Annotated in this window: 24 protein-coding genes and 1 riboswitch; of the genes, 13 read left to right on the top strand and 11 right to left on the bottom strand. The window is 74.4% G+C overall.

Annotation, left to right across the window (positions count from 1 at the left end; all coding sequences use genetic code 11):
* The first annotated feature begins 29 nt into the window (after nt 1-29).
* Together ACH4ZX_RS22470 and ACH4ZX_RS22465 are read left to right on the top strand one after the other, a co-directional pair.
* The gene (locus tag ACH4ZX_RS22470) at nt 30-1,817 is read left to right on the top strand and encodes a glycoside hydrolase family 15 protein (RefSeq protein ID WP_398275452.1); all 1,788 of its coding nucleotides are present in this window, start codon (nt 30-32) and stop codon (nt 1,815-1,817) included.
* A 4-nt stretch (nt 1,818-1,821) separates the two neighbouring features.
* Nucleotides 1,822-2,577, top strand: a complete 756-nt coding sequence (locus ACH4ZX_RS22465) for an SDR family oxidoreductase (protein ID WP_398275449.1) — start codon at nt 1,822-1,824, stop codon at nt 2,575-2,577.
* 136 nt (nt 2,578-2,713) lie between these two features.
* On the opposite strand, the gene amaP is transcribed toward ACH4ZX_RS22465, so the two are convergent.
* The 5 genes from amaP to ACH4ZX_RS22440 are packed head-to-tail and all read right to left on the bottom strand — an operon-like array spanning nt 2,714 to nt 5,067.
* Nucleotides 2,714-3,301, bottom strand: a complete 588-nt coding sequence (gene amaP, locus ACH4ZX_RS22460; protein WP_398275446.1) for an alkaline shock response membrane anchor protein AmaP — start codon at nt 3,299-3,301, stop codon at nt 2,714-2,716.
* Nucleotides 3,298-3,963 (bottom strand): DUF6286 domain-containing protein, encoded by a 666-nt coding sequence (locus ACH4ZX_RS22455; protein WP_398275443.1) that lies wholly within the window; start codon nt 3,961-3,963, stop codon nt 3,298-3,300. The genes amaP and ACH4ZX_RS22455 overlap by 4 nt, the downstream gene beginning before the upstream one ends.
* Nucleotides 3,960-4,343, bottom strand: a complete 384-nt coding sequence (locus ACH4ZX_RS22450) for a hypothetical protein (RefSeq protein WP_398275440.1) — start codon at nt 4,341-4,343, stop codon at nt 3,960-3,962. The genes ACH4ZX_RS22455 and ACH4ZX_RS22450 overlap by 4 nt, the downstream gene beginning before the upstream one ends.
* The gene (locus ACH4ZX_RS22445) at nt 4,340-4,525 is read right to left on the bottom strand and encodes a hypothetical protein (protein ID WP_398275437.1); all 186 of its coding nucleotides are present in this window, start codon (nt 4,523-4,525) and stop codon (nt 4,340-4,342) included. The genes ACH4ZX_RS22450 and ACH4ZX_RS22445 overlap by 4 nt, the downstream gene beginning before the upstream one ends.
* A gap of 44 nt (nt 4,526-4,569) precedes the next feature.
* Complete coding sequence (locus tag ACH4ZX_RS22440; RefSeq protein WP_398275434.1) at nt 4,570-5,067, bottom strand: Asp23/Gls24 family envelope stress response protein; 498 nt, start codon at nt 5,065-5,067, stop codon at nt 4,570-4,572.
* A 112-nt stretch (nt 5,068-5,179) separates the two neighbouring features.
* Between ACH4ZX_RS22440 and ACH4ZX_RS22435 the strand changes: the two genes are divergently transcribed.
* Complete coding sequence (locus ACH4ZX_RS22435; RefSeq protein WP_398275431.1) at nt 5,180-5,890, top strand: nucleopolyhedrovirus P10 family protein; 711 nt, start codon at nt 5,180-5,182, stop codon at nt 5,888-5,890.
* 358 nt (nt 5,891-6,248) lie between these two features.
* On the opposite strand, the gene ACH4ZX_RS22430 is transcribed toward ACH4ZX_RS22435, so the two are convergent.
* The 3 genes from ACH4ZX_RS22430 to abc-f form a co-directional block, all read right to left on the bottom strand.
* Nucleotides 6,249-7,052 (bottom strand): enoyl-CoA hydratase/isomerase family protein, encoded by an 804-nt coding sequence (locus ACH4ZX_RS22430; RefSeq protein WP_398275428.1) that lies wholly within the window; start codon nt 7,050-7,052, stop codon nt 6,249-6,251.
* A gap of 147 nt (nt 7,053-7,199) precedes the next feature.
* A complete protein-coding gene (locus tag ACH4ZX_RS22425; RefSeq protein ID WP_004002281.1) occupies nt 7,200-7,421 on the bottom strand; it encodes a helix-turn-helix domain-containing protein in 222 nt (73 codons plus the stop codon).
* A 335-nt stretch (nt 7,422-7,756) separates the two neighbouring features.
* Nucleotides 7,757-9,355: a ribosomal protection-like ABC-F family protein gene (abc-f, locus tag ACH4ZX_RS22420; RefSeq protein ID WP_398275425.1), complete on the bottom strand. Its 1,599-nt coding sequence runs from the start codon at nt 9,353-9,355 to the stop codon at nt 7,757-7,759.
* Between the two features lie 209 nt (nt 9,356-9,564).
* On the opposite strand from abc-f, the gene ACH4ZX_RS22415 reads away from it, so the two are divergent.
* A complete protein-coding gene (locus ACH4ZX_RS22415) occupies nt 9,565-9,978 on the top strand; it encodes a VOC family protein (protein WP_398275422.1) in 414 nt (137 codons plus the stop codon).
* Nucleotides 9,979-10,061: 83 nt separating this feature from the next.
* Here ACH4ZX_RS22415 and ACH4ZX_RS22410 read toward each other — a convergent pair whose 3' ends face one another.
* The 3 genes from ACH4ZX_RS22410 to ACH4ZX_RS22400 form a co-directional block, all read right to left on the bottom strand.
* The gene (locus ACH4ZX_RS22410; protein ID WP_398275419.1) at nt 10,062-11,312 is read right to left on the bottom strand and encodes a hypothetical protein; all 1,251 of its coding nucleotides are present in this window, start codon (nt 11,310-11,312) and stop codon (nt 10,062-10,064) included.
* A gap of 320 nt (nt 11,313-11,632) precedes the next feature.
* Nucleotides 11,633-12,760: an alpha/beta hydrolase family protein gene (locus tag ACH4ZX_RS22405; RefSeq protein WP_398275416.1), complete on the bottom strand. Its 1,128-nt coding sequence runs from the start codon at nt 12,758-12,760 to the stop codon at nt 11,633-11,635.
* A gap of 234 nt (nt 12,761-12,994) precedes the next feature.
* Nucleotides 12,995-13,795 carry a class II aldolase/adducin family protein gene (locus ACH4ZX_RS22400; protein WP_398275413.1) on the bottom strand — a complete coding sequence of 267 codons (801 nt, stop codon included), beginning with the start codon at nt 13,793-13,795 and terminating at the stop codon, nt 12,995-12,997.
* A gap of 223 nt (nt 13,796-14,018) precedes the next feature.
* Here ACH4ZX_RS22400 and ACH4ZX_RS22395 point away from each other — a divergent pair, with 223 nt between their 5' ends.
* From ACH4ZX_RS22395 to cobI, 9 genes are all read left to right on the top strand, one after another.
* Nucleotides 14,019-15,296 carry an anion permease gene (locus ACH4ZX_RS22395; RefSeq protein WP_398275410.1) on the top strand — a complete coding sequence of 426 codons (1,278 nt, stop codon included), beginning with the start codon at nt 14,019-14,021 and terminating at the stop codon, nt 15,294-15,296.
* A 26-nt stretch (nt 15,297-15,322) separates the two neighbouring features.
* Nucleotides 15,323-15,550, top strand: coding sequence for a hypothetical protein (locus ACH4ZX_RS22390; protein ID WP_360753094.1), 228 nt, complete (start codon nt 15,323-15,325; stop codon nt 15,548-15,550).
* A 228-nt stretch (nt 15,551-15,778) separates the two neighbouring features.
* A riboswitch (cobalamin riboswitch) is annotated at nt 15,779-15,851 on the top strand.
* A gap of 120 nt (nt 15,852-15,971) precedes the next feature.
* Nucleotides 15,972-16,922: a cobalamin biosynthesis protein gene (locus ACH4ZX_RS22385; RefSeq protein WP_398275406.1), complete on the top strand. Its 951-nt coding sequence runs from the start codon at nt 15,972-15,974 to the stop codon at nt 16,920-16,922.
* Nucleotides 16,919-18,451 (top strand): cobyric acid synthase, encoded by a 1,533-nt coding sequence (locus ACH4ZX_RS22380; RefSeq protein ID WP_398275403.1) that lies wholly within the window; start codon nt 16,919-16,921, stop codon nt 18,449-18,451. The genes ACH4ZX_RS22385 and ACH4ZX_RS22380 overlap by 4 nt, the downstream gene beginning before the upstream one ends.
* Nucleotides 18,448-22,101, top strand: coding sequence for a cobaltochelatase subunit CobN (cobN, locus tag ACH4ZX_RS22375; RefSeq protein ID WP_398275400.1), 3,654 nt, complete (start codon nt 18,448-18,450; stop codon nt 22,099-22,101). Before ACH4ZX_RS22380 ends, cobN begins: the two co-directional genes overlap by 4 nt.
* Nucleotides 22,098-24,110, top strand: a complete 2,013-nt coding sequence (locus ACH4ZX_RS22370) for a putative cobaltochelatase (protein WP_398275397.1) — start codon at nt 22,098-22,100, stop codon at nt 24,108-24,110. The genes cobN and ACH4ZX_RS22370 overlap by 4 nt, the downstream gene beginning before the upstream one ends.
* Nucleotides 24,110-24,709: a cob(I)yrinic acid a,c-diamide adenosyltransferase gene (gene cobO, locus ACH4ZX_RS22365; protein ID WP_398275394.1), complete on the top strand. Its 600-nt coding sequence runs from the start codon at nt 24,110-24,112 to the stop codon at nt 24,707-24,709. The genes ACH4ZX_RS22370 and cobO overlap by 1 nt, the downstream gene beginning before the upstream one ends.
* Nucleotides 24,706-26,148 (top strand): cobyrinate a,c-diamide synthase, encoded by a 1,443-nt coding sequence (locus ACH4ZX_RS22360; protein ID WP_398275391.1) that lies wholly within the window; start codon nt 24,706-24,708, stop codon nt 26,146-26,148. Before cobO ends, ACH4ZX_RS22360 begins: the two co-directional genes overlap by 4 nt.
* Nucleotides 26,133-26,873 (top strand): precorrin-2 C(20)-methyltransferase, encoded by a 741-nt coding sequence (cobI, locus tag ACH4ZX_RS22355; protein ID WP_398275388.1) that lies wholly within the window; start codon nt 26,133-26,135, stop codon nt 26,871-26,873. The genes ACH4ZX_RS22360 and cobI overlap by 16 nt, the downstream gene beginning before the upstream one ends.
* Nucleotides 26,874-26,898 lie beyond the last annotated feature (25 nt).

The following is a 26,898-nucleotide window of genomic DNA, read 5'->3' as shown; positions in this document are numbered from 1 at the left end:
CCCCTCGGTCCGCCGGGAATCCGGACTCCGTGCACCCACGGATCGAGGACTACGCGATCGTCGGCGACGAACAGACCGCCGCCCTGATCGGCAGGGACGGTTCGGTCGACTGGCTGTGCCTGCCCAGGTTCGACTCCGGCGCCTGCTTCGCCCGTCTGCTCGGCGACGCGGACAACGGCCACTGGCGCATCGCCCCGAAAGGCGTCGCCGGCCCCTGCACCCGGCGCGCCTACCGCCCCGGCACCCTGGTGCTGGACACCGAGTGGGAGACCGCCGAGGGCGCGATCCGCGTCACCGACCTGATGCCGCAGCGCGACCGCGCGCCCGACCTCGTACGCATCGTCGAGGGCCTGCGCGGCGAGGTCACCGTCCGCAGCACGCTGCGGCTGCGCTTCGACTACGGCTCCATCGTGCCGTGGGTGCGCCGCACCGACGGTCACCGGGTGGCCGTCGCCGGGCCGGACTCGGTCTGGCTGCGCAGCGAGCCCGCCGTGCACACCTGGGGCGAAAACCTCAGCACCCGCGCGGAGTTCACGGTCTCCCCGGGCCAGAAGGTGGCGTTCGTCCTCACCTGGCACCCCTCCCACGAGCCTCGCCCGCCGCAGATCGACCCGCACCGGGCGCTGAAGGCGGCCGTCGCCGACTGGCGGGCGTGGACCGCCCGCTGCGGCTACCGGGGCCCGCACCGGGACGCGGTGGTGCGCTCCCTCATCACGCTGAAGGCCCTCACCTACGCGCCGACCGGCGGCATCGTCGCCGCCACCACCACCTCGCTCCCGGAGGAGCCGGGCGGGGTGCGCAACTGGGACTACCGCTACTGCTGGCTGCGCGACTCCACCCTCACCCTCGGCGCCCTGCTGGCCTGCGGCTACCACGAGGAGGCGGCGGCCTGGCGGGACTGGCTGCTGCGCGCGGTCGCGGGCGACCCGGCCGACCTGCGGATCATGTACGGCCTGGCGGGCGAGCGGCGGCTGTCCGAGCTGGAGCTGCCGTGGCTGTCCGGCTTCGCCGGCTCCACCCCGGTACGGATCGGCAACGGGGCCGTCAACCAGCTCCAACTGGACGTGTACGGCGAGGTGATGGACTCGCTGGCGCTGGCACGCCGTTCGGGGCTGGCCCCCAAGCCGGACATCTGGGCGCTCCAGCGCACCCTCGTCGACTGGCTGCGCACGCACTGGCGGCAGCCGGACGAGGGGCTGTGGGAGGTGCGCGGCGGCCGGCGCCAGTTCGTCCACTCCAAGGTGATGGTGTGGGTGGCCGCCGACCGGGCGGTGCGGGCGCTGGAGGACCACCCCGAGCTGGGCGGCGACCTCGACGGCTGGCGCGAGATGCGCGAGGAGGTGCACCGCGAGGTGTGCGAGAAGGGCTACGACGCCGAACGCGGCACCTTCACCCAGTACTACGGGTCCCGTGAGCTCGACGCCTCGCTGCTGCTCATCCCGCGCGTCGGCTTCCTGCCGCCCGACGACCCGCGCGTGACCGGCACGATCGACGCGGTCCGCGCGGAACTGGGCCACCGGGGGCTGCTGCGCCGCTACAGCAGCGACAACTCGACCGTCGACAGGCTGCCCGGGGGCGAGGGCGCCTTCCTGGTCTGCTCGTTCTGGCTCGCGGACGCGCTGCACGCGGCCGGCCGCACCGCGGAGGCGCGGGAGCTGTTCGAACGCCTGGTGGGCCTCGTCAACGACGTGGGGCTGCTGTCGGAGGAGTACGACCCCGTCGCCGGCAGCCAGCTCGGCAACTTCCCGCAGGCGTTCAGCCACATCGGCCTGGTCAACACCGCCCTCGCCCTGTTCGGGGACGAGGAGGCAGGATAGGGACATGGATCTTGGACTGAAGGACCGGGTGTACGTCGTCACCGGAGCCACGAACGGCCTCGGCCACGCCGCCGCACGGGAACTCGTCGCCGACGGGGCGAAGGTGGTCATCTCGGGGCGGGACGAGCAGCGGGTCGCCGACGCGGCGGCCGCGCTGGGGCCGAACGCCGCCGGGGTGGCCGTGGACAACGCGGACCCGGAGGCGCCCGCGCGGCTGATCGCGGCGGCGCGCGAGCGCTTCGGCGGCTTCCACGGCATCCTCGTCAGCGTCGGCGGACCGCCGGCCGGGTTCGTCGCGGACAACACGGACGAGCAGTGGCGCGCGGCGTTCGAGTCGGTGTTCCTCGGAGCGGTGCGGCTGGCGCGGGCGGCCGCGGCGGAGCTGGACGCGGGCGGCGTCATCGGCTTCGTGCTGTCCACGTCGGTGTACGAGCCGATCCCGGCGCTGACCATCTCCAACGGCCTGCGGCCCGGGCTCGCCGGGTTCGCCAAGTCCCTCGCGGACGAGCTGGGGCCGCGGGGCGTGCGGGTGCTGGGGCTGCTGCCGGCCCGCATCGACACCGACCGGGTGCGCGAGCTGGACGCGCTGTCCGCGGACCCGGAGGCCACGCGGGCCGCCCAGGAGTCGCGGATCCCCCTGCGGCGGTACGGGGCGCCGGAGGAGTTCGGCCGGGTGGCCGCGTTCCTGCTGTCGCCGGCCGCGTCCTACCTGACGGGGATCATGGTGCCGGTGGACGGGGGGATGCGGCACGGGTTCTGAACCCGGCCGCGGGTCACGGCGGCCCGCCGGTCGTCCGCCACGGGTCACGGCGGCCCGCCCGTCCTCCGCCACGGGTCACGGCGGCCCGCCCGTCCTCCGCCACGGGTCACGGCGGCCCGCCCGTCCTCCGCTGCCGTCAACTCACCCTTTCCGCACGGTACTTGACGCTCCTGAGGCGAATCTCCGCGGGGAGCGCGGCGAGGCCCGCCGAGTCGCGGGCGTGCCTCAGGGCCCGGCCGGTGAGGTCGTGCAGGACCGTGCCGGGGTCCACGTGCGGCTCCAGACGCAGAGCCACGCGGGCCTCGGGCGCGGTGCGCCGGCCGGTGAGCCGGACGTGGGCCGCCGCGACGCCGTCCGCTTCGCCCGCCTCGCGGGCCAGCACGCCCTCCAGCGCCTTCCCCCGCAGCAGGGCGCCCTCGCCGTCGCCGGTGTCGACCAGGACCTCGCCGAGGCGGTGCCGGCGCAGGACCGCGGCCAGCCACCACAGGGCCAGCAGGACCAGGACGGCGAGGACGGCCAGGACGGTCGGCCACCACCAGCCGGCGTCCCGCCAGCGGATCCGTTCTGCTTGGTCGAGCAGCACGTCGTGCCGGCCGTGGTGGATCCACCAGGACGGCGGACGCAGGCCCAGCCCGACGGCCAGCACGGAGCCGCCCAGCAGGAACAGCAGCAGGCCGGCGGTCCCGATCAGCACCCGGTTGACGATCGCGAGCACCGCGCTCACCCCTTCCGTCCGGGCCGGCGCACGTGCACCGACAGGGCGGGCGGCCGGGCCAGCCCCAGGCCGCCGACGGCGTCGGTGAGCACGGTGTCCAGGTCGGCGCGTACGTCGTCCAGGTCCCGGAAGTGCGAGACGGCGCGCACGTCGGCGCGGGCGCGGCCGATCCGCACCCGCACCGACTGGATGCCGGCCACCTCCATGGCACGGTCGCGCAGCACCAGGGCGGCGGCCGCACGGTGCAGTCCGGCGCGGACGTCGGGGTGGGTGCGCCGCATCGGCAGGACGTCGCGCAGGCCCGGCGTGGCGGCCAGCACGAGCAGCCACAGGCCGAGGACGGCGGCGACCGCCGCGCCGAGCAGCACCCAGGTGTCGTCGAGGGGCCGCTCGGCGAGCTGCCGGGCGAACTCCCGGCGCCAGCCCAGGGCGGGGCGGTGGGCGCGCACGGCGGCGACGTCGTAGAGGAAGACGCCCGCGACGAGCAGGAGCAGCAGCGCCGTGACGCCAGCGGGGACCCGGCGCGCCGACCAGAAGCGGCTCTCCCGGCCGCCCTCGCCCTGCGGCGGGGGCGGTGGCCCGTACTCCTCGGCCGGGCCGGCGTCCCGCTCGACCACCGGCAGCCGCTGTGTCGTGCCCTCGAAGCCCTGGGGGCCCTGGGGCTCGCTCATCGCGTCCTCCCCTGTGCCGCGTCGTGCGCCGGGGCCAGGTGCAGCCGTTCCACGTGCACGGCGACCTCCGGCACCTCCATTGCCACCAAGTCGCCTACCCGCCGGGCCACGTGCCGACGCACGGCGCGGCACCGGGCGCCGATGTCGCAGGGGTAGCCGAGTTCGAGGTGGACGCGGACGTGGGCGGTCTCGTGACGCACCACGACGGTGGCGTACGGGGGCGCGGCCGGGGCGGGCAGCTCGCCGAGCGCCTCCCGGGCGGCCTGTCCGGCGATCTTGGCGACGACCCGGTCGGCGATCCGGAGCGCCCCGCGTTCGCCCGGCGCGACGGCGGCCAGGGGCCTGCGGGACGCTTCGGATCCGGCGCTCACGGACGTCACCGCCGCCGGCCGTCACGCGGGCGGAAGAAGTCGCCGACCTCCAGGTCCCCCTCCAGGAACCGGCCGACGACGAAGCCGACCGCGCCCATGGCGGCCACCAGCAGGAAGGCCCCGAAGCCGCCGAAGTATCCGGCGAATCCCAGCGCCATTCCGGCGATCATGCCGACCACGGCCCTGCTCATGGTGCGCTCCCCTCAGCGGTGCGGACGGTCCGGTGGCCCTCCGGTCACTGGATCCGGGGCTCCGGCTCCTCGCCCTCTTCCTCCGGCAGTTTGACATCGCTGACCGCGATGTTGACCTCGACGACCTCCAGGCCGGTCATGCGTTCCACCGCCGCCACGACGTTCTCCCGGACGGCCCTGGCGACGTCGGCGATCGACACGCCGTAGTCGACGACGATCTCCAGGTCGAGCGCGGTCTGCACCTCGCCGACCTCGGCCTTCACCCCGCGTGCCACGGACTTCGAGCCGCCCGGGACCCGGTCGCGCACCGCGCCGAAGGTGCGGCTGAGCCCGCTGCCCAGGGTGTGCACGCCGAGCACGTCCCGCGCGGCCATTCCGGCGATCTTCTCGACGACGCCGTCGGCGATGGTGGTGCGCCCGCGAGTGGCGGGGTCCCCGCTGCCGCGCCGCGCCGCCTGCACCCTGCGCGTTGCCGGAGTCTCCGGCACCTCGTTCTGCCCTGCCGGGGTCCCCGGCCGGTTCCGCTCCGTCATCTCGGTCATCGCGGTCACGTCCCTTCCGGTCGCGTGGTCGTGCGGTCGCGTTGTGGTCCCCCTCCGACCACGGTAAGCGGGCCTGAGCCACGGTGCGCCGGATATGCGGCAGGCTGGAGCAATGACGGCGGAGCAGTGGACGCACGCGGTACGGCAGCGGCTGGCGCTCGGCCGGCTGCTGCCCCTGGGCGGTCCCCGCGACGGCGCGTGGATCTCGGAGCAGGCGGCCGGGGCGGTGCTGCGGCGGGCGGCGCGGGAAGTGTCCGGCGTGCGGGTCGACGCGCTGCGGATCGGACTGGCCGACCCGGAGGACGTGTCCGAGCCCGTCGTGCCGCCGCCGCCCGGTGCCCTGCCGCCGGGCCCGCTGCGGGTGACGGCGGAGTTCGCTGCGTCGGCGGCCGAGCCGCTGCCGGCGACGGCGGCCCGGCTGCGCGCGGCCCTGGCCGCCGCGGCCGTGCGGCTGCTGGGGCCGGCGGTGACGGAGGTGGACCTGCGGGTGGCGGCCCTGCTGGACGCCGAGCCGGAGCGCACGCCGGTCGCGTCGCCGCGGTCGCCGGAGGCCGCCCGGCCGGGGACGCCGGACGAGGAACGCGTGACCGCGGCCGTCCTGGGCGTCGCCGGCGTGGACCGGCTGACGGCCGTGCTGGGGCGCGCCGTGCACGTCGAGGAGCGGCGGACGCGGGCCGGCCTGCCGCACCGCCACGTACGGGTGGAGGTGGCGGTGGCGGCGGGCCACCGGGCCGTGGAGGTGGCCCGGCGGGTCCGCGGGGCGGTGGCCGGGACACTGCCCGGGCGCCCGACGGTGGCGGTACTGGTGACCGCGGTCGGCTGAGGGCGATCGGCTCACCGCGGTCCGCCACCGCGGCCGGCTGCCCCGTCGGCCGGCCGCTGCCGGCTGGCGCGCTCGACTCACCGCTGGCCGCCGACCCGGTCCGCCGGCGCGGTCGGCTCGCCGCTGTCGGCCGACCCAGTCCGCCGGCGCTCAGCGCTATCCGCTGGCCGCTGTCGGCCGGCGCGGTCGGCTGGCGCTGTCGGCTGACCCGGTCGGCTGACCGCCGTCCGCCGGCACAGGTGACTCGCCGCTGTCAGCTGGCGCGGTCGGATCGCCGCTGTCGGCCGACCCGGTCCGCTGACCGCGGTCCGCCGGCACGGCGACTCGCCGCTGGCCGCCAGCCGCTGTCGGCCGGGGCCTATTCGCCGAGGCCGGCGAGGTCTCGCAGTCGGCGGGCCTGGGCCGCGCGTTCGGCGGCGCGCTGGTCGTCGTACGAACGTCCCTGCGCGCCGCGCAGCAGCGCCTTGGTCTCGATCACGGCGTCGCGAGGGGCGGCCAGCAGCGCCGACGCCAGGTCCCGCACCGCGTCGGAGAGCTGGTCCGCGGGCACGGCGAGGTTCGCCAGGCCGGTGCTCACGGCCTCCTCGGCCTGCACGTAGCGCCCGGTGGCGCAGATCTCCAGCGCCCGGGCGTAACCGACCAGGCTCACCAGCGGGTGCGTGCCGGTGAGGTCGGGGACCAGTCCGAGGCTGGTCTCGCGCATGGCGAACTGCACGTCGTGCGCGACGACGCGCAGGTCACAGGCGAGCGCGAGCTGGAAGCCCGCCCCGATGGCGTGTCCCTGGACAGCGGCGATCGACACGATGTCGCTGCGCCGCCACCAGGTGAACGCCTCCTGGTACTCGGCGATGGCCGCGTCCAGTTCGCTGTCGCTGCTGCGCGCGAGGTCGAGGAAGGTCGGCTCGCCTTCGATTCCCTCGGGCGTCAGCATGCGCCGGTCGAGACCGGCCGAGAACGACTGGCCCTCGGCGCGCAGCACGACGACACGGACCGACCCCGGCAGCAGCCGCCCCGCCTCGGCGAGCGCCCGCCACAGGGGGGCGCTCTGCGCGTTGCGCTTGGCCGGGTTGGTCAGCGTCACCGTGGCGATCGCGTCGTCGACGGTGAGCCGTACGCCGTCCTTGTCGAGAACCGGACCGAGGTCCTGGGCGGGCGAAGCCATGGGGCGCCTCCGATGAGTGCGGTCAGCAGAGCAGAGCTAAGTGACTGCACAGTAACCACCCGGCCGGCCTCACGTCCCCCCGGGTGCCTCAAGGGCCGAGGGGAGACCGACCGGGTGGCCACCATCGAAGCCGATGGGCCGCCCGGGTCAGGACGAAGCGGCCTTCTTGCCGCGAGTCGCCCCGCCACGCCCACGCAGCGTGACGCCCGATTCGCTCAGCATCCGGTGTACGAAGCCATACGAGCGGCCGGTCTCCTCGGCCAGCGCCCGGATGCTCGCACCGGAGTCGTACTTCTTCTTCAGGTCTGCCGCGAGCTTGTCGCGCGCGGCGCCGGTCACCCGGCTGCCCTTCTTCAGAGTCTCGGCCACCCGTGCCTCCTCATGGGAAGTGCGCTCTGGTCTCCTCATGATCACCCCTCCGGGCGCTCATGGCCACCCATTCGGCAAGGTCCGTGAGACAGGCTTGTGACGACAGGAGCACATCCCCACATGCGGAACGCCTGCTTCCGCACTGTTGCGTTCGTTGGGCCGAACGGGTTCACCGGCGAAGTTCCTGGTCAGCGACGCGCGGCGGCCGAGCCCCCGGTGATGGAGGACTCGGCCGCGAAATCGATGGCGGACACACCCGGGTACCAGGCGATCTCACTCAGATGACGGATCAACGATGAGCCGAATGATCCCTACGCCGTTGATCACGAGTTCGGTCAAGCGAGGGCGACGAGGTCCGCGTAGTCGGAACCCCACAGGTCCTCGACGCCGTCCGGGAGCAGGATGATGCGCTCCGGCTGCAGCGCCTCGACGGCGCCCTCGTCGTGTGTGACCAGGACGACGGCGCCCTTGTAGGTGCGCAGCGCGCCGAGGATCTCCTCGCGGCTGGCCGGGTCGAGGTTGTTGGTCGGCTCGTCCAGGAGCAGCACGTTCGCCGAGGACACCACCAGGGTGGCCAGGGCGAGGCGGGTCTTCTCGCCGCCGGAGAGCACACCGGCCGGCTTGTCCACGTCGTCGCCGGAGAACAGGAACGAGCCCAGCACCTTGCGGACCTCGACGAGGTCCATGTCGGGGGCCGCCGAGCGCATGTTCTCCAGCACCGTGCGCTCGGGGTCCAGGGTCTCGTGCTCCTGGGCGTAGTAGCCGAGCTTGAGGCCGTGGCCGGGGACGACCATGCCGGTGTCGGGCTGTTCGACGCCGGCCAGCAGGCGCAGCAGGGTGGTCTTGCCGGCGCCGTTGAGGCCGAGGATGACGACCCGGGAGCCCTTGTCGACGGCCAGGTCGACGTCGGTGAAGATCTCCAGCGAGCCGTACGACTTCGACAGGCCCTCGGCCGTCAGCGGGGTCTTGCCGCAGGGCGCGGGCTCCGGGAAGCGCAGCTTGGCGACCTTGTCGGACTGCCGGACGGCCTCGAGGCCGGCGAGCAGCTTGTCGGCCCTGCGGGCCATGTTCTGCGCGGCGACCGTCTTGGTGGCCTTGGCGCGCATCTTGTCGGCCTGCGAATGCAGCGCGGCGGCCTTCTTCTCGGCGTTGGCGCGCTCGCGCTTGCGGCGCTTCTCGTCGGCCTCGCGCTGCTGCTGGTACAGCTTCCAGCCCATGTTGTAGATGTCGATCTGGGCGCGGTTGGCGTCCAGGTAGAACACCTTGTTGACGACCGTCTCGACCAGGTCGACGTCGTGGGAGATCACGATGAAGCCGCCGCGGTAGGTCTTGAGGTAGTCGCGCAGCCAGATGATCGAGTCGGCGTCGAGGTGGTTGGTGGGCTCGTCCAGCAGCAGGGTGTCCGCGTCGGAGAACAGGATGCGGGCCAGCTCGATACGGCGGCGCTGACCGCCGGAGAGGGTGTGCAGCGGCTGGTTCAGCACCCGGTCGGGCAGGTTGAGCGCGGCGGCGATGGTGGCGGCCTCGGCCTCGGCGGCGTACCCGCCCTTGGTGAGGAACTCCGTCTCCTGGCGCTCGTACTGCTTGAGGGCCTTCTCGCGGGTGGCGCCCTGGCCGTTCGCGATGCGCTGCTCGTTCTCGCGCATCTTGCGGATCAGTACGTCGAGCCCGCGGGCGGACAGGACGCGGTCGCGGGCGAGGACGTCCAGGTCGCCGGTGCGCGGGTCCTGCGGGAGGTAGCCGACCTCGCCGGAGCGGGTGATGGTGCCGGCGGCGGGGATGCCCTCGCCTGCGAGGCACTTGGTGAGGGTGGTCTTGCCGGCGCCGTTGCGGCCGACCAGGCCGATGCGGTCGCCCTTGGCGACGCGGAAGCTGGCGTTCTCGATGAGGATGCGGGCACCGGCGCGCAGCTCGATACCGGAAGCGGAGATCACGGACAGACTCCAGGGCGGACAGGGGTTGGCGGGTGGGCGGCTGAGGACGTTCCCGCCGTCTAATGCGCGAGGAGAATGGCCATGGGAGAAGTCTAACGGGCGCATGCAAGCGCTTTTCCGGCTCCACGGGGCGCGGGCCGTTGTCAGTGGCCGCTGTCACACTGGGCGGAGGATGACATTTCCGGCGTGATCCCGAGGGAGTGACCGGTATGGCCAGCACGCACGGCGGGCGTCCGAGCATCTGTCCGACGCTTCTGTACGCGGACGCGAAAGCGGCGATCAGGCAGCTCACGGAGGCCTTCGGCTTCACCGAGCTGTCGCTGTACGAGGGGGAGGACGGCGTGGTCATGCACGCCGAGCTGGTGCAGGGCAACGGCGCGGTGATGATCGGCTCCAAGGGCCGCGGCGGCGTCTTCGACGCGGCCATGAAGGACGCGGGCACCACCGGGGTGTACGTCGTCGTGGACGACGTCGACGCACACCACCGTCACGCCGCGGAGCACGGCGCGGAGATCCTCATGCCCCCGACGGACCAGGATTACGGCGCGCGGGACTACATGGCCCGGGACGTCGAGGGCAACATATGGAGCTTCGGCACGTACGCCCCGGAGATCGGGGCCTGACGGAGGCCGGAGCCCTTCCGCGCTCCCCGGCCGGCCGGTCCGCGGCCGGTGCTGTTCCCCGCCGGTGCTGTTCCCCGCCGTTGCTAGTCCCCGCCGGTGTGCACCTGGAAGGCGGCGCGGCGGACGGCCTTGGCGAGGGCCGGGTCGGGGTGCGCGGCGGCCAGCGCGACCAGGACCTGCACGGTGCGGGGGTGGCCGACGGCGCGCACCTCGTCGAGCAGGGCCGGCACGGTCGCCTGCACTGCGGACTCCAGGTGGCGCACCAGCATGGGTGCCTCGCCGTGGTCGGCGACGGCGGCGGCGGTGTCCACCCACAGCCAGGTGGCCTCCTCCCGGGTGAGGACCTCGTGGGCGTCCTCCGGGTCGATGCCGTCGTGCTCGGCGAGCCACAGCAGGGCGTAGGGCCGCAGCGTCGGCTCGTCGGCCACGGAACGCACGTCCGCCTCGGCGGGGGCGCCGACCACGCGCAGCGCCTCGAAGGCGAGACCGCGCAGCAGGGCGTCCTCGCCACGGGCGGCCGCCAGCAGCTCGGTGACGGCGCTGCCCACGGGGCGGGCGGCGAGCCAGGCGCGGTACTCGGCGCGGGCGGCGTTCGGGCGCAGCTGGGCGCAGCCGCGGAGCATGTCCTCGGCGCTCTGCTCGATATTCCCGGCGGGGCTCTGGGCGGCGACGCAGATCTGCTCCAGCTTGACCCAGACCGCCCAGCTGCCGAGCGGGGTCAGGGTGGCCTGTCCGTCGCCGCAGGTGAGCGCGCCGACGGAGGCGAGGGCATGCAGGGCCCAGTCGAGGAGGGGCGCGAGGGGCGTGTCCTGCCAGCCGGTCTCGAGGGCCGGATCGGGCTGGGGGCCGTAGGGGATCTCGCAGCGCTCGGTGCGCAGTTCGGTGACCCGCTGCTCCAGGAGGTCCAGGAGCTGCTCCACGGGGACCGGGCCGGCGGACAGCTGGAGGAAGGAGAGCACCTGCGGCATGGCCGAGACGACCTCGGCGACGGCGGCGGGCTCGTGGTGCGCGGGCTCGGGGTAGGCGAGCGACCAGGCGTCGAAGAGGGCGACCCAGCCGCGCAGGACGGCGCTGTCGTCGCGGTCCCAGGCGCGCAGCCGCCAGCCGGGCCGGGCGCGGCCGCCGTGCACCTCCACCAGGCCGGCGAGGCGGGCGATGTCCCAGTCGGCGCGCACCTGAGCCACGCTCAGGCCCAGGTCCGCCGCCGCGTGTTCGGCGGTCGCGTCGGAGAGGGTGGCCTTTCCGTCGGCGGTCACGCCGTCCCGGCCCACGCCGAGCGCGGTGTCGGCCCAGCGCGCGACGCGGGCCGCGGCGGCCAGGCCGGAGCGAGCCATCCTGGCCAGTTCCGCGGGGGCCGGTGTGCCCTCCGGAGGGCGGGGGGCGGCGCGCCGCGGGCGCCGCTGGTTCACTGCTGAGGGGGCGGCGGCCAGGGGTCGCGGGCGGACGAGTCGAAGCCTGGAGTCGCGCGGGATACGGGACGTCACGGGTGCAGTCTTCCGGTTGACGGTCCGAAAACCCAAACGGAATGTCACCATGACCGCCGGACAGGGCGGAAGTCCGGCTTCCGCAGGGCCTCAGGGCACCCGGAACAGGCCACTTCCGCGGCCGCAAACGGAATCTCCGGGACCGGGGCCGGGAGGGGGCTCGCCGCGGCTCACATCAGGGGGGTGAGGAAGCGGCGCAGCGCCTCCTCGTAGGCCGCCGGGTCGGCGTTCCACATCGCTCCGTGCGGGGCGTCCCGGACCGTGTGCAGGGCGACGAGGCCGGGCAGGGCGCGGGCGAGGCCGCGGGAGAGCTCCCAGGGGGCCAGGGTGTCGCCCGGGCCGTGGAAGACGAGGGCCGGGACGGTGAGCCGGGCCGCGTCCACCAGGCCGGCCGAGCGGTCGCCGTACAGGCCGGTGCGGCCCTGCGCGGCCCGCACGGCGAGCGGCAGCAGGGGGGCCGGCGTGCGGCGGGCCGCGGCGAGGGCGCGCAGCGTCGTCGTCCAGTCGAGGACCGGGGAGTCCAGGACCAGGCCGGAGACGCGCTCGCGCACACCCGAGTGCAGCGCGGCGCGCAGCGCCATGGTGGCGCCGGTGGACCAGCCGTACAGGACGACCTGCCGGGCGCCCTGCCGCACGGCGTAGCGGATCGCCGCGTCCAGGTCGCGCCACTCGGTCTCGCCCAGGTGGCTCAGGCCGTCCGGGGAGCGGGGGGCGCCGGGGTCGCCGCGGTAGGCGAGGGCGAGCACCGGGAAGCGCCGGCCGTGCAGGAACTCCATGACGTTCAGGGCGAGTTCGCGGGTGGTGCCCAGGCCGTGCACCGCGATCACCCAGGTCTGCCGCACGCCGTGGACGAACCAGGCGGGCAGGGAGCCGAGTTCGCCGGGGATGCCGACCTCGGCGTGGTCGAGGCCGAGTGCGGTGCCCGGGTCGCCGACGTGGAGGTTGGGGGTGAACCACACCTTGTCGCCGGGTTCGAGGGTGCCGCGCGTGACGCGTTCCAGACGGCGCACGACCGCGTCGGCGGAGTTCCCCGCGGTGCCCAGGACGGGGCCGACGACGGCGTGGGCGCCGGCGTCGGTGAGGCCGTAGGTGCCGGGGCGCGTCGAGGCGAGGTCGCGGGTCAGGGCGATCCGGTCCGGGGCCGTGGCGTGCACGGTGAGCCGGGGTTCGGTGGGCAGGGGCCTGCCCGGCTGCGCCCTGAGCGCGGCGTCGCTGGCCAGCCGGCCGGCGGCCACGCTCGCCGCGCCGGCCGCCAGGGCGGCGGTGACGGCGGCGGCCGATGCTTTGACGGTGCGCACCCGTCCAGTGTCCCGGCCGACCGCGTCACCGGCCAGCGGGCGGACGGGGCGGAGTGACGCGGCGATGTGCGCGGGGGCGGAGCCGGGGTGGGACGGGCGGGACGGGCGGGACCGGCGGGTCACCGGGGGTGCGCCGGGGTCCGCCGAAGTACGCCGGGGTGGATCAGAGGCGGGTCGGCCCGAGGCGGGCCGGTCCGGGGTAGGTGCGTCCGAAGCGGGCCGGGCCGGGGCGGGTCAGTCCGAGGTAGGTGCGTCCGAGGTAGGTGCGTCCGAGGTAGGTGCGTCCGGGGCGGGTCGGTCGCGCTGTCCGTATCCGCGCAGCCGCTCCCCCACGTCCGCCAGCTGCTCCGCCGTCAGCAGGGACGGTGACAGCCCCGGGACCGCGGACGCCGTCAGCCACAGACGGCACATCCACTCGAGCTGGGCCGTGCGGTCGTAGGCCTGTTCGAGGGTCGCGCCGTAGGTGACGGTGCCGTGGTTCTGCAGCAGGCAGCCGAAGCGGCCGGCGAGGGCGTGGAGCATGTTCTCGGCCAACTCATCGGTGCCGTAAGCCGCATAAGGGGCAACCCGGACGGGTCCGCCGAGTGCGGCGGCCATGTAGTGGATCGTCGGCAGTTCGGGGACGAGGGTGGAGACGGCCGTCGCGTGCACGGCGTGGGTGTGGACGACGGCGCGGGCCGCGGTCGTGCGGTAGACGGCGAGATGCATGGGCAGTTCGCTGGTCGGCACCAGCGAGCCGAGCACCTGCCGGCCGTCGAGGCCGACGCCGGTCACGTCGCCCGCGGTCAGCCGGTCGTACGGCACCCCCGAGGGCGTGACGAGGACGGTGTCCCCGACGCGCACCGAGACGTTGCCGGACGTGCCGACGACCAGCCCGTCGGCCACCGTGCGCCGGGCCGTGGCGACGAGGTCCCCCCAGGCGCGCACCTCCTCGGCCCGCACCGCCCTCCCCCGCTCCGCCGGGCCGGTCCGCGCACCCTCCCGGGCATCCCGTCCGCCTCGTCCGCCCCGCCGGTCCGCTCGCTGCTCAGCCATGCGGCGATCCTGCCAGGACACCCTCGGGCCCGCCGCCGTTCCGAGCGGGAACACGGTACGTGACCACGCGAAACCCGGCCGTCACCGCCATCGCGGGCAGGCGGGACGGCGGAACCGCCGACCCCCTTTTTCAGACACCCTGCGGCCCGCCTCAGTTCATCTTCCGTTCACCCAGGTTACGTACGTTCGACGCGCCAATGACCTCGAACGATTGCCTGGGTAAATGGAAAACTTCTCGCTGATCCTCGCGATTGTGGTGGCTACCGCACTCGCGTTCGATTTCACGAACGGTTTCCACGACACCGCCAACGCGATGGCCACGACCATCTCGACCGGCGCACTCAAGCCCAAGGTCGCGGTGGCCATGTCCGCCGTGCTCAACCTTGTGGGCGCTTTCCTCTCCGTGGAGGTCGCCAACACGATCTCCAAGGGTCTCGTCGACGAGACCGGCATCCGTCCCGAGGTCATCTTCGCCGCACTGGTCGGCGCGATCCTCTGGAACCTGCTGACCTGGCTGGTCGGGCTTCCCTCCAGCTCCTCGCACGCCCTGATGGGCGGCCTGATCGGCGCCACCGTCGCCTCGGCGGGCATGGGCGCGGTCCACGGTGACGTGCTGGTGACCAAGGTGCTGATCCCCGCGGTCGCCGCCCCGGTCGTCGCGGGAGTGGCGGCGATGTTCGCCACGCGCCTGTCGTACACGCTCGGCCGGAAGGCCGACGGCAAGGCCGCCGACAAGGGTTACCGGGCCGGCCAGATCGCCTCCGCGGGCCTGGTCTCCCTGGCCCACGGCACGAACGACGCGCAGAAGACGATGGGCATCATCACCCTCGCCCTGGTCGCCGGCGGCGTCGTCGCCCCCGACTCCGACCCGCCCACCTGGGTCATCCTCTCCGCCGGTCTGGCCATCGCGCTCGGCACCTACATCGGCGGCTGGCGCATCATCCGCACCATGGGCAAGGGCCTGACCGACCTGCAGCCGCAGCAGGGCTTCGCCGCCCAGACCAGCGCGGCCACGGCCATCCTGGCCTCCTCCCACCTCGGCTTCTCCCTGTCCACCACGCACGTCGTCTCCGGTTCGGTGATGGGCGCGGGCCTCGGCCGCAAGGGCGGCGTGGTCCGCTGGTCGACCGCCACCCGGATGGTCGTCGCCTGGGTGCTGACGCTCCCGGCCGCCGCCCTGGTCGGCGCGCTCGCCGAGTCGGTCACCGGTCTCGGCGACTGGGGCACCGCCGTCGTCGCCGTCTTCCTGGTCGCCTCCAGCGCCGCGATCTGGAAGATCTCCCGCCGCGAGGTCGTCGACCACAGCAACGTCAACCACGTCGAGGAGCCGGACGGCGTGGTCACCGCGGCGATCGCCGCCGTGACGCCGCCCCCGGCCGGCCCGGTGACCGAGGAGCTCACGGCGACGATCCCGTCGCCGGCCGCCCCGGCCCCCGCGACCGCCACCCCCGACCCGGCCACCCCCGCCACCCCGGCCACCCCGCCGGCCGCCGCGGTCTGATCCCCGGCAGAAGGAAGAGAAGCAGCATGAAGATCGACTGGGCAGCCCTCGGCTCCGTCTTCGGCGTCAGCCTCGGGGTCACCGTGGGCCTCGTGGCCCTGTTCACCCTGGGCGTCATGGGCCTGTCGCGCCGCGAGCGGGCGGTGGCGCAGGGCGACTCGGCGGCCCTCGCGGTCACCGGCGCGTACGTGTGCTTCGCCGCCTGCGCGGCGGCGGTGGCGTACGGCATCAACCTGATCATGGCCAAGGGCTGAGGCCCGCGGTCCGACTCCCCCTGGTGCCGGGACGGTGATCCGTCCCGGCACCAGGCGTTTCCCCACGCGTTTCCCTACGCGGTTTCCCGCGCGCTTCCCCACGCGTTCCCGCGACCCCGGCGACCCCTCGCGTGTGGGCCTCAGCACACTCCCCCGCCGCAGGTCAGCGGCAGGTTGACGGCCCTTCCGGCCCCGTGGTGGACTGCCGGGGCCAATTACGGCGGCAGGAGAGGAAGCCGGTGCGAGTCCGGCGCGGTCCCGCCACTGTCACCGGGGTGCGAGCCCCGGGAGCCAGGAACTCTCACCGCCGGTCTCGTCGAACCAGGGCGTGGACACCCTGAGTGAGGACATATCGCCATGCGCGGCTGCCGGCCGAGGAACACCGCCCGAGACCTGCCCGACCCCGCGGCCGGCTGAGCCGATGCGTGCCGATCGCGTCTTCGCGTACGGCGCCGCCGCCGGACTCGTGACCGACCTGCTCCTCGGCGATCCGCGCCGCGGGCACCCGGTCGCCGCGTTCGGACGGGCCGCCGGCGCCGTGGAACGGGTGCTGTGGCGGGACCACCGCGGGTGGGGCTCGCTGCACGCCGTCGTGTGCGCGGGCGGAGCGGCGGCGCTGGGCGCCCTCGCCGCCCGTGCCGTACGCCCCTCCCCCGCCGCCTCGGTCGCGCTGACCGGCGCCGCCACCTGGGCCGTCGTCGGGGGGACGTCGCTCGCCCGGGAGGCCCGGGTGATCGGGCGGGCCCTGGAGGCGGGGGACGTGGAGGCCGCGCGGGCGCGGCTGCCGCACCTGTGCGGGCGCGATCCGCAGACCCTGGACGCCGACGGGATCGCCCGCGCCGTCGTCGAGTCGGTCGCCGAGAACACCTCCGACGCCGTGGTGGGAGCCCTCGTGTGGGGCGCCGTCGCCGGCGTGCCGGGGCTGGTCGGGTTCCGGGCCGTCAACACGCTCGACGCCATGGTCGGGCACCGGTCCCCGAGGTACCGGCGGTTCGGATGGGCCTCCGCCCGCCTCGACGACGTGGCCGGATGGCCGGGCGCCCGGCTCACCGCCGTACTCGCGGCCGTGGCCGGCGACGACCGGCGGGGCGCCGTGCGGGCCTGGCGCGCCGACGCCGGCCGGCACCCGAGCCCCAACGCCGGGCCGGTGGAGGCGTCGTTCGCGGGCGCGCTCGGCGTGCGGCTGGGCGGAACGCTGTCGTACGGGGGGCGCGTCGAGCACCGGCCGGTGCTGAACCGGGACGGGCGCGCCGTCGCCGTGCCCGACATCGAACGGGCCGTGCGGCTGTCCCGGCGGGTCGGTCTGCTCGCGCTCGGCGCCTGTGCCGCCGCACGCCTCGTCGTGAGCCTCGTGAAGGGACACGGGAAATGAACGGTGGACTCCTCGTCGCCGGCACCACCTCCGACGCCGGCAAGAGCGTCGTCACGGCCGGCATCTGCCGCTGGCTGGTGCGACAGGGCGTCAAGGTCGCGCCGTTCAAGGCGCAGAACATGTCGCTCAACTCGTTCGTCACCCGCGAGGGCGCGGAGATCGGGCGGGCGCAGGCCATGCAGGCGCAGGCGTGCCGCGTCGAGCCGACCGCGCTGATGAACCCCGTGCTGCTCAAGCCGGGCGGCGAGCAGCGCAGCCAGGTCGTGCTGATGGGCAAGCCGGTGGGCGAGATGAGCGCGCGCGGCTATCACGGCGGGCGGCAGCAGAAGCTGCTCGGGACGGTGCTCGACTGTCTCGCCGAACTGCGGGGCACGTATGACGCGGTGATCTGTGAAGGGGCCGGTTCGCCCGCGGAGATCAACCTGCGGCGGACCGACATCGTGAACATGGGGATCGCCCGCAACGCCGGGCTGCCCGTGCTCGTGGTCGGCGACATCGACCGCGGGGGCGTCTTCGCCTCCTTCTTCGGGACCGTCGCCCTGCTCTCCCGCGAGGACCAGGAACTCGTCGCCGGGTTCCTCGTCAACAAGTTCCGCGGCGACGTCTCCCTGCTCCAGCCGGGCCTGGACATGCTGCACGGGCTCACCGGCCGGCACACCTACGGCGTGCTGCCCTTCCGGCACGGTCTCGGCATCGACGAGGAGGACGGACTGCGCGTTTCCCTGAGGGGGACGGTGCGGGAGTCCAACACCGCCCCGCCGGTGGGCGAGGACGTCCTCCGCGTCGCCGTCTGCGCGGTCCCGCTGATGTCGAACTTCACCGACGTGGACGCGCTGGCCGCCGAACCGGGCGTCGTCGTGCGGTTCGTGGACCGGCCCGAGGAGCTGGCGGACGCCGACCTCGTGGTGATCCCCGGCACCCGGGGCACCGTGCAGGCCCTCCAGTGGCTGCGCGAGCGGCGGCTCGCGGAGGCGCTGGTGCGCAGGGCCGCCGAGGGGCGGCCGGTGCTCGGCATCTGCGGCGGCTTCCAGATCCTCGGCGAGCACATCGAGGACGACGTGGAGAGCCGGCGCGGACACGTCGACGGCCTCGGCGTGCTGCCCGTGCGGGTGCGGTTCGCCCGCGAGAAGACCCTCACCCGGCCGGTGGGCGAGGCCCTGGGCGAACGGGTCGAGGGCTACGAGATCCACCACGGGGTCGCCTCCGTCGAGGGAGGGCAGGCGTTCATCTCTGATGACGAAGGACACAGCCTGGACGGCTGCCGGGTCGGGCAGACCTGGGGCACGCACTGGCACGGCTCGCTGGAGTCGGACGGCTTCCGGCGGGCCTTCCTGCGCGAGGTGGCGGCCGCCGCGGGCCGCCGTTTCGTGCCCGCCGACGGCACCTCGTTCGCCGCGCTGCGCGAGGAGCAGCTCGACCGGCTCGGCGACCTGATCGAACAGCACGCGGACACGGACGCGCTGTGGCGGCTCATCGAGTCCGGCGCGCCGCAAGGACTGCCCTTCATCCCACCGGGAGCGCCCGCATGAGCACAGTGTTGTTGTTGTCGACCGCCGACACGGATCTGCTGGCGGCCCGCGCCTCCGGCGCCTCCTACCGGATCGGCAACCCGACCCGGGTGGACGTCGCCGGGGAACTGCCGCGGCTGCTCGCGGGCGCCGACATCGCCGTCGTACGGCTGCTCGGCGGCAAGCGCGCCTGGGAGGACGGGCTGGCCGCGCTGAAGGCGTCCGGCGTGCCGACCGTGCTGCTCGGCGGGGAGGCCGTGCCGGACGCGGAGCTGATGGCCGAGTCGTCGGCGCCGGCCGGCGTCGTCGCCGAGGCGCTGCGCTACCTCGTGGAGGGCGGTCCCGCCAACCTGACCGAGCTGGCCCGGTTCCTGTCCGACACCGTGCTGCTGACCGGCGAGGGGTTCGTCGAGCCGCAGCAGATGCCCGAGTACGGCGTCCACGGCGAGCGCGCCCTGCTCGACGGCCGCCCCACGGTGGGCGTGCTGTTCTACCGGGCCCACGAACTCAGCGGCAACACCGCCTTCGTGGACACCCTGTGCGACGCGATCGAGGCGCACGGCGCCAACGCCCTGCCCGTCTACTGCGGTTCGCTGCGCGGGGCGGACGCCGGGCTGTACGAGGTCCTGGGCCGGGCCGACGCCCTGGCCGCCACCGTCCTCGCGGCCGGCGGCACGCACGCCTCGCAGGCGTCGGCGGGCGGCGACGAAGAGGCGTGGGACGTGGGCGCGCTCGCGGCGCTGAACATCCCGGTGCTGCAAGGGCTGTGCCTGACGTCGTCCAGGGCCGCCTGGGACGAGTCCGACGCCGCCCTCTCCCCCATGGACGCGGCGATGCAGGTCGCGATCCCGGAGTTCGACGGCCGGCTGATCACCGTGCCGTTCTCCTTCAAGGAGCAGGGGCCGGACGACGTGCCCGTGTACGTCGCCGACCCCGAGCGGGCCGCCCGGGTCGCCGGGATCGCCGTACGTCACGCGCGGCTGCGGCACAAGCCCAACGCCGACAAGAAGGTCGCGCTCGTCTTCACCGCCTACCCGACCAAGCACTCCCGGGTCGGCAACGCGGTCGGCCTCGACACGCCCGCGTCCGCGGTCCGGGTCCTGGACGCGCTGCGGGACGCCGGGTACGCGCTCACCGAATACCCCTCCGGCGGCGACGAGTTGATCCACCGGCTCATCGAGGCCGGCGGACACGACGTGGAGTGGCTGACGGAGGAGCAGCTGGCCGCCGCGCCCGCGCGGGTGCCGCTCGCCGACTACCGGGCGTGGTTCGACACGCTGGACCCCGGACTGCGGGACGCCATGCTGGAGGCGTGGGGCGAGCCGCCGGGCTCGCTGTACGTCGACGGCGACGACATCGTCCTCGCCTCCCTCCAGTTCGGGAACGTCGTGGTGATGATCCAGCCGCCGCGCGGTTTCGGCGAGAACCCGATCGCGATCTATCACGACCCCGACATGCCGCCGTCGCACCACTACCTGGCCGCCTACCGCTGGCTGGAGAACAGTTTCGGCGCCGACGCGATCGTGCACATGGGCAAGCACGGCACGATGGAGTGGCTGCCCGGCAAGGGCCTGGGGCTCGGCCCGGGGTGCGCCCCGGACGCCGTACTCGGCGACCTGCCGCTGATCTACCCGTTCATCGTCAACGACCCCGGCGAGGGCACCCAGGCCAAGCGGCGCGGGCACGCCACGGTCGTCGACCACCTGGTGCCGCCGATGGCCCGCGCCGACACCTACGGCGACCTGGCCAAGCTGGAGCAGCTCCTCGACGAGTACGCCCTCGTCTCCGACCTGGACCCGGCGAAGGCGCCGGCCGTGCGCGCGCAGATCTGGACGCTGGTCAAGGCGGCCGAGCTGCACCACGACCTGCACGTCGACGAGCAGCCGGACGACGCGGCGTTCGACGAGTTCGTCATGCACATCGACGGCTACCTGTGCGAGATCAAGGACGTGCAGATCCGCGACGGCCTGCACATCCTCGGCGGCGGTCCGGTCGGCGAGCCGCGCGTGAACCTGGTCCTCGCAGTGCTGCGGGCGTCGCAGGTGTGGGGCGGGCAAGCGAACGCGCTGCCGGGTCTGCGGGCCTCGCTCGCGGCGCATTTCGGGCTCGTCGAGAAGGAGTTGCTGGCCGAGCCGGGCGCCCCGGTGAAGCTGCCGGCCGAACTGACCGACCTGGTCGACGGCCCGGCGCGCACGGCCGCCGACGCGATCGACCTGCTGGAGCTGCTGTGCCGGCGGATCGCGGAGGGCATGGAGGCGCGTGACTGGGCGGTCGCGGAGAGCGCGCCGCTGGTGCGCGAGGTGCTGGGCGCCGAACTCCCCGACGCCGTCGCGGTGGTGGAGTTCGCGTGCGCCGAGGTCGTGCCCCGGCTGGCGCGCACCACGGACGAGATCGGGCACATCCTGCGGGCGCTGGACGGCGGTTACGTCCCGGCGGGCCCGTCGGGCTCGCCCACCCGCGGTCTGGTCAACGTCCTGCCGACCGGCCGGAACTTCTACTCCGTCGACCCCAAGGCCATCCCCTCCCGGCTCAGTTGGGAGGTCGGCCAGTCGCTCGCCGACTCGCTCGTGGCGCGCTACCTGCAGGACACCGGGGAGTATCCGAAGTCCGTCGGCCTCACCGTGTGGGGCACGTCCGCGATGCGCACCCAGGGCGACGACATCGCCGAGATCCTGGCGCTGCTGGGCTGCCGCCCGGTGTGGGACGACGCCTCGCGCCGGGTCACCGGCTTCGAGATCGTGCCCCTGGCGGAGCTGGGCCGGCCGCGCATCGACGTCACGGTCCGCATCTCCGGCTTCTTCCGGGACGCCTTCCCGCACGTGGTCGGGCTGATCGACGACGCGGTGCGGGCGGTGGCGGAGCTGGACGAGCCGGCCGACCAGAACCACGTCAAGGCGCACGCCGACGAGGACACCGCCGCCCACGGCGACCGGCGCCGCGCCACGGCCCGCGTCTTCGGCTCCAAGCCGGGCGCGTACGGCGCGGGCCTGCTGCCGCTGATCGACGCCCGCAACTGGCGCTCCGACGCCGACCTCGCCGAGGTGTACGCGGTGTGGGGCGGTTACGCGTACGGCCGCGGGCTGGACGGGCGGGCGGCGCGCGGGGACATGGAGACGGCGTTCCGGCGGATCGCGGTGGCCGCGAAGAACGTCGACACGCGTGAGCACGACCTGGTCGACGCGGACGACTACTTCCAGTACCACGGCGGCATGGTCGCCATGGTGCGCCACCTGACGGGCGCGAGCCCGGAGGCGTACGTCGGCGACTCCGCCGTACCGGACCAGGTGAAGACCCGGACGCTGGGCGAGGAGACCCACCGGGTGTTCCGCGCCCGGGTGGTCAACCCGCGGTGGATGGCGGCCATGCGTCGGCACGGCTACAAGGGCGCCTTCGAGATGGCGGCGACCGTGGACTACCTCTTCGGCTACGACGCCACGGCGGGCGTGGTCGACGACTGGATGTACGAGAAGCTCAGCGCGGAGTACGTCTTCGACGCCGAGAACCGGGACTTCATGAAGCAGTCCAACCCGTGGGCGCTGAGGGGGATCACCGAGCGGCTGCTGGAGGCGGCGGACCGTGGGCTGTGGGCGGAGCCGGACGCGGAGACGCTGGAGCGGCTGCGCGCCACCTACCTGGAGCTGGAAGGCGACTTGGAGGGCGACGAGAAGTGAGTACCCCCTTTCCGTTCACGGCCGTCGTCGGGCAGGACGACCTGCGGCTCGCGCTGCTGCTGAACGCGGTGTCCCCGGCGGTCGGCGGCGTGCTGGTGCGCGGCGAGAAGGGCACGGCGAAGTCGACGGCGGTGCGTGCCCTTTCGGCGCTGCTGCCCGAGGTCGCCGTCGTTCCCGGGTGCCGGTTCTCCTGCGACCCGGCGGCGCCGGACCCGTCCTGCCCGGACGGGCCGCACGAGCCGGGGGCCGGTACGACGCGTCCCGCGCGCATGGTCGAACTGCCCGTCGGCGCCTCCGAGGACCGGCTGGTCGGCGCCCTCGACATCGAGCGGGCGCTCGCCGAGGGCGTGAAGGCCTTCGAGCCCGGCCTGCTCGCCGACGCGCACCGCGGCATCCTCTACGTCGACGAGGTCAACCTGCTCCACGACCACCTCGTGGACCTGTTGTTGGACGCGGCGGCGATGGGCGCCTCCTACGTCGAGCGTGAGGGCGTCTCCGTGCGGCACGCGGCGCGGTTCCTGCTCGTGGGCACCATGAACCCGGAAGAGGGCGAGCTGCGGCCGCAGTTGCTGGACCGCTTCGGTCTCACGGTCGAGGTGGCCGCCTCGCGGGAGCCCGACCAGCGGGTGGAGGTCGTCCGGCGCAGGCTGGCCTACGACGACGACCCGGCCGGCTTCGCCGCGCGCTGGGCCGGCGAGGAGGCCGCCGTACGGCAGCGGATCACGGCAGCGCGGGAGTTGCTGCCGCAGGTGCGGCTGGGCGACGGGGCGCTGCGTCAGATCGCAGTGGTGTGCAGCGCGTTCGAGGTGGATGGGATGCGGGCCGACATCGTGATGGCGCGCACGGCGACCGCGCTGGCCGCGTGGGCCGGGCGGACCGACGTGCTCGCCGAGGACGTGCGGCAGGCGGCGCTGCTGGCGCTGCCGCACCGGCGCAGGCGCAATCCCTTTGACGCGCCCGGGTTGGACGAGAACAAGCTCGACGAGACGCTGGAGGAGTTCTCCCGCGACGACGATCCGGACCCCGACTCCGACCCCGACCCGGGCCCGGACGGCGGCGGCCCGGACGGGGGCGGCGGGCAGCCGGCGCCGGACGCCGGGCCGCAGGGCGGGGACACGGGCGCGCGCCCGGAGGCCGGGGAGGGCGGCGAGCCGCAGGCCTCGGGGGCCTCGGAGCAGGCCCCCGCGCGGGCCGCCGAGCCGTTCCGCGCCAAGGTGCTGAGCGTGCCGGGGATCGGTGAGGGCGCCGCCGGGCGGCGTTCGCGGGCACGGACCGAGCACGGGCGGACCACAGGGGCGCGGCGGCCGCAGGGGGCGCTGACGAAGCTGCACCTGGCGGCGACCGTGCAGGCGGCCGCCCCGCACCAGCGGGCGCGCGGGCGGTCCGGGCGCGGGCTGGTCGTGCGCCGGGACGATCTGCGGCAGGCGACGCGTGAGGGGCGTGAGGGCAACCTCGTGCTGTTCGTGGTCGACGCCTCCGGTTCCATGGCGGCGCGGCAGCGGATGAGCGCCGTGAAGGGCGCCGTGCTGTCGCTGCTGCTGGACGCCTACCAGCGGCGGGACAAGGTGGGTCTGGTGACCTTCCGCGGGTCGGCCGCGGAGGTGGCGCTGCCGCCCACGTCGTCGGTGGACGCGGCGGCGGCCCGGCTGGAGTCGCTGCCGACGGGTGGCCGTACGCCGCTCGCGGCGGGGCTGCTGAGGGCGCACGAGGTGCTGCGGGTGGAGAAGCTGCGGGATCCCGCGCGGCGGGCGCTCGTGGTGGTGGTGACCGACGGACGGGCCACCGGAGGCCCGGAGCCGGTGGCGCTCGCCGGGCGGGCGGCGCGGCTGTTCGCCGCCGACGGGGTCGCTTCGGTGGTCGTCGACTGCGAGTCGGGGCCGGTGCGGCTGGGGCTCGCCGGGCGGCTCGCCGATGAGCTGGGGGGTGCCGCGGTGACGCTGGACGAGTTGCGGGCCGACTCGATCGCCGGGCTGGTCAGGGACGTTCAGGGCAACAGGAGGGCCGCGTAATGCCGCAGGGACAGCCGAGTGTCATCCCCGACGACGGACTGACGACCCGTCAGCGGCGCAACCGGCCGCTGGTGGTCGTGCACACCGGCATCGGCAAGGGCAAGTCGACGGCCGCGTTCGGGCTCGCGCTGCGGGCCTGGAACCAGGGGTGGCCGATCGGGGTGTTCCAGTTCGTGAAGTCGGCCAAGTGGAAGGTCGGCGAGGAGAACGCGCTGCGCGTGCTCGGCGCTTCCGGCGAGGGCGGGACCGTCGCCTGGCACAAGATGGGCGAGGGCTGGTCCTGGGTCCAGCGCGACGCGCAGATGGACAACGAGGAGAAGGCCCGCGAGGGCTGGGAGCAGGTCAAGCGGGACCTGGCCGCCGAGACGTACAAGCTGTACGTGCTCGACGAGTTCGCGTACCCGATGCACTGGGGGTGGGTCGACACCGACGAGGTGGTGGAGGTGCTGCGCGGCCGGCCCGGCACCCAGCACGTCGTGATCACCGGGCGGAACGCGCCGGAGAAGCTGGTGGACCTCGCCGACCTCGTCACCGACATGTCGAAGGTGAAGCACCCCATGGACGTGGGCCAGAAGGGCCAGCGGGGCATCGAGTGGTGACATCCTCGTCCGTGCCCTCGTCCGTGCCCCGGCTGGTCGTCGCCGCGCCGTCCTCCGGCAGCGGCAAGACCACCGTCGCCACGGGGCTGATGGCCGCGTTCGCCGCGCGGGGGCTCGCCGTGTCCCCGCACAAGGTCGGACCCGACTACATCGACCCCGGGTACCACGCGCTCGCCACCGGGCGCGTGGGGCGCAACCTCGACGCCTACCTGTGCGGGCCGGAGCTGGTCGGCCCGCTGTTCGCGCACGGTGCGCGCGGGTGCGACATCGCCGTCGTCGAGGGTGTGATGGGCCTGTACGACGGGGCCGCGGGCGAGGGTGAGCTGGCGTCCACCGCGCAGGTGGCGAAGGTGCTGCGGGCGCCGGTGGTGCTGGTCGTGGACGCGTCGTCGCAGTCCCGGTCGGTGGCGGCGCTGGTGCACGGGTTCGCCTCCTGGGACCCGGAGGTGCGCGTCGGGGGCGTGATCCTGAACAAGGTGGCCTCCGACCGGCACGAGGAACTGCTGCGGGACGCGATGGACTCGGCCGGGGTGCCGGTGCTGGGGGTGCTGCGGCGGGCGGCGCAGGTGGAGACGCCGTCGCGGCATCTGGGGCTGGTGCCGGTCGCCGAACGGCAGACGGCGGCGGTGCAGGCCGTCGCGGCGATGGGCGCGCAGGTCGCCGACGGATGCGACCTTCAGGCGCTGCTGGCGCTGGCGCGCGGTGCGGGAGCGCTGTCGTGTGCGGCGTGGGACGCGGCCGAGGTGCTGGGCGCCGCGTCCCCGGATCCGCGTCGGTCCGCAGGGCCTCGCCCTCGGACGCCGGTCGGGCAGGCCGGCGCCGGACCGGGGCGCGGGGCCCCCGTGGTCGCCGTCGCCGGCGGTCCCGCCTTCACGTTCTCCTACGCCGAGCACACCGAACTGCTGACCGCGGCCGGCGCCGACGTCGTGCCCTTCGATCCGCTGCACGACGAGCGGCTGCCGGACGGCACGAGCGGGCTGGTCATCGGCGGCGGCTTCCCGGAGGTGTACGCCGAGGGGCTGTCCGCCAACGAGCCGCTGCGCAAGGCGGTGGCGGACCTCGCCCTGGGCGGCGCGCCCGTCGCCGCCGAGTGCGCCGGGCTGCTGTACCTGTGCCGGGAGCTGGACGGGCAGCCCATGTGCGGGGTGCTGGACGCGACCGCCCGGATGAGCGAGCGGCTCACCCTGGGCTACCGGGACGCCGTGGCCGTCGGCGACAGTGTGCTCGCCGTCGCGGGGACGCGGATGCGCGGGCACGAGTTCCACCGCACGGTCGTCGAACCCGGCGCGGGGGCGGCTCCCGCCTGGGGTGTGCGCGCCCCCGTCCGGCGGGTCGAAGGTTTTGTACAGCGAGGTGTGCACGCGAGTTATCTGCACACGCACTGGGCGGCCGAGCCCGGTGTCGCCCGTAGGTTCGTGGAGAGGTGCCGGACGTCATGAGCAGGCTGATCGGGGTCGGGGTCGGGCCGGGCGACCCGGAGCTGGTGACCGTCAAGGGCGTCAACGCGCTGCGCGCCGCCGACGTGGTGGTCGTGCCGGTGATGGACACCCTGGAGCGCGGGCGCGCCGAGGCGACCGTGCTGCACTACGTGCCCGCGGAGAAGATCGTCCGGGTGGTGTTCGCGCTGAACGAGCGGACCGACCGGGCGCGGCGCGAGGCCGCCTGGGACGTGGCCGGCGAGCGGGTCGCCCAGCTGCTGCGGGAGAGCGGCCGCGTCGCCTTCGCGACCATCGGCGATCCCAACGTGTACTCGACGTTCACCTACCTCGCGCAGACCGTGGCCGAGCTGGTGCCTGGCACCGTCGTGGAGACCGTGCCGGGGATCACCGCCATGCAGGACCTGGCGGCCCGGTCGGGCGCCGTGCTCACCGAGGGGACCGAGCCGCTGACGCTGGTGCCCGTCACGGCCGGGAGCGCCGTGCTCAAGGAAGCGCTGAGCGGGCCGGGCACGGTCGTCGCCTACAAGTTCGGGCGGCAGGCCCGTGAGGTCGCCGAGGCGCTGCGGGAGACCGGGCGGATCGGTGATGCCGTGTGGGGTTCGGCGCTCGGTCTGGAGAGCGAGTCGATCCGGCCGGCCGCCGAGCTCGACGGCGGTGAGCTGCCGTACCTGTCGACGCTGATCGCGCCGCCGCGGCGCGACGGCGGGCGGGGCGGCAAGCTGTGAGATCCCCCGGATCACGCAGTTCACG

Source organism: Streptomyces sp. NPDC020490 (assembly GCF_044335305.1).
Classification (GTDB): domain Bacteria; phylum Actinomycetota; class Actinomycetes; order Streptomycetales; family Streptomycetaceae; genus Streptomyces.
Note: the sequence above shows the minus strand (reverse complement) of the source record. Positions and strands in the feature narration are given on the sequence as shown.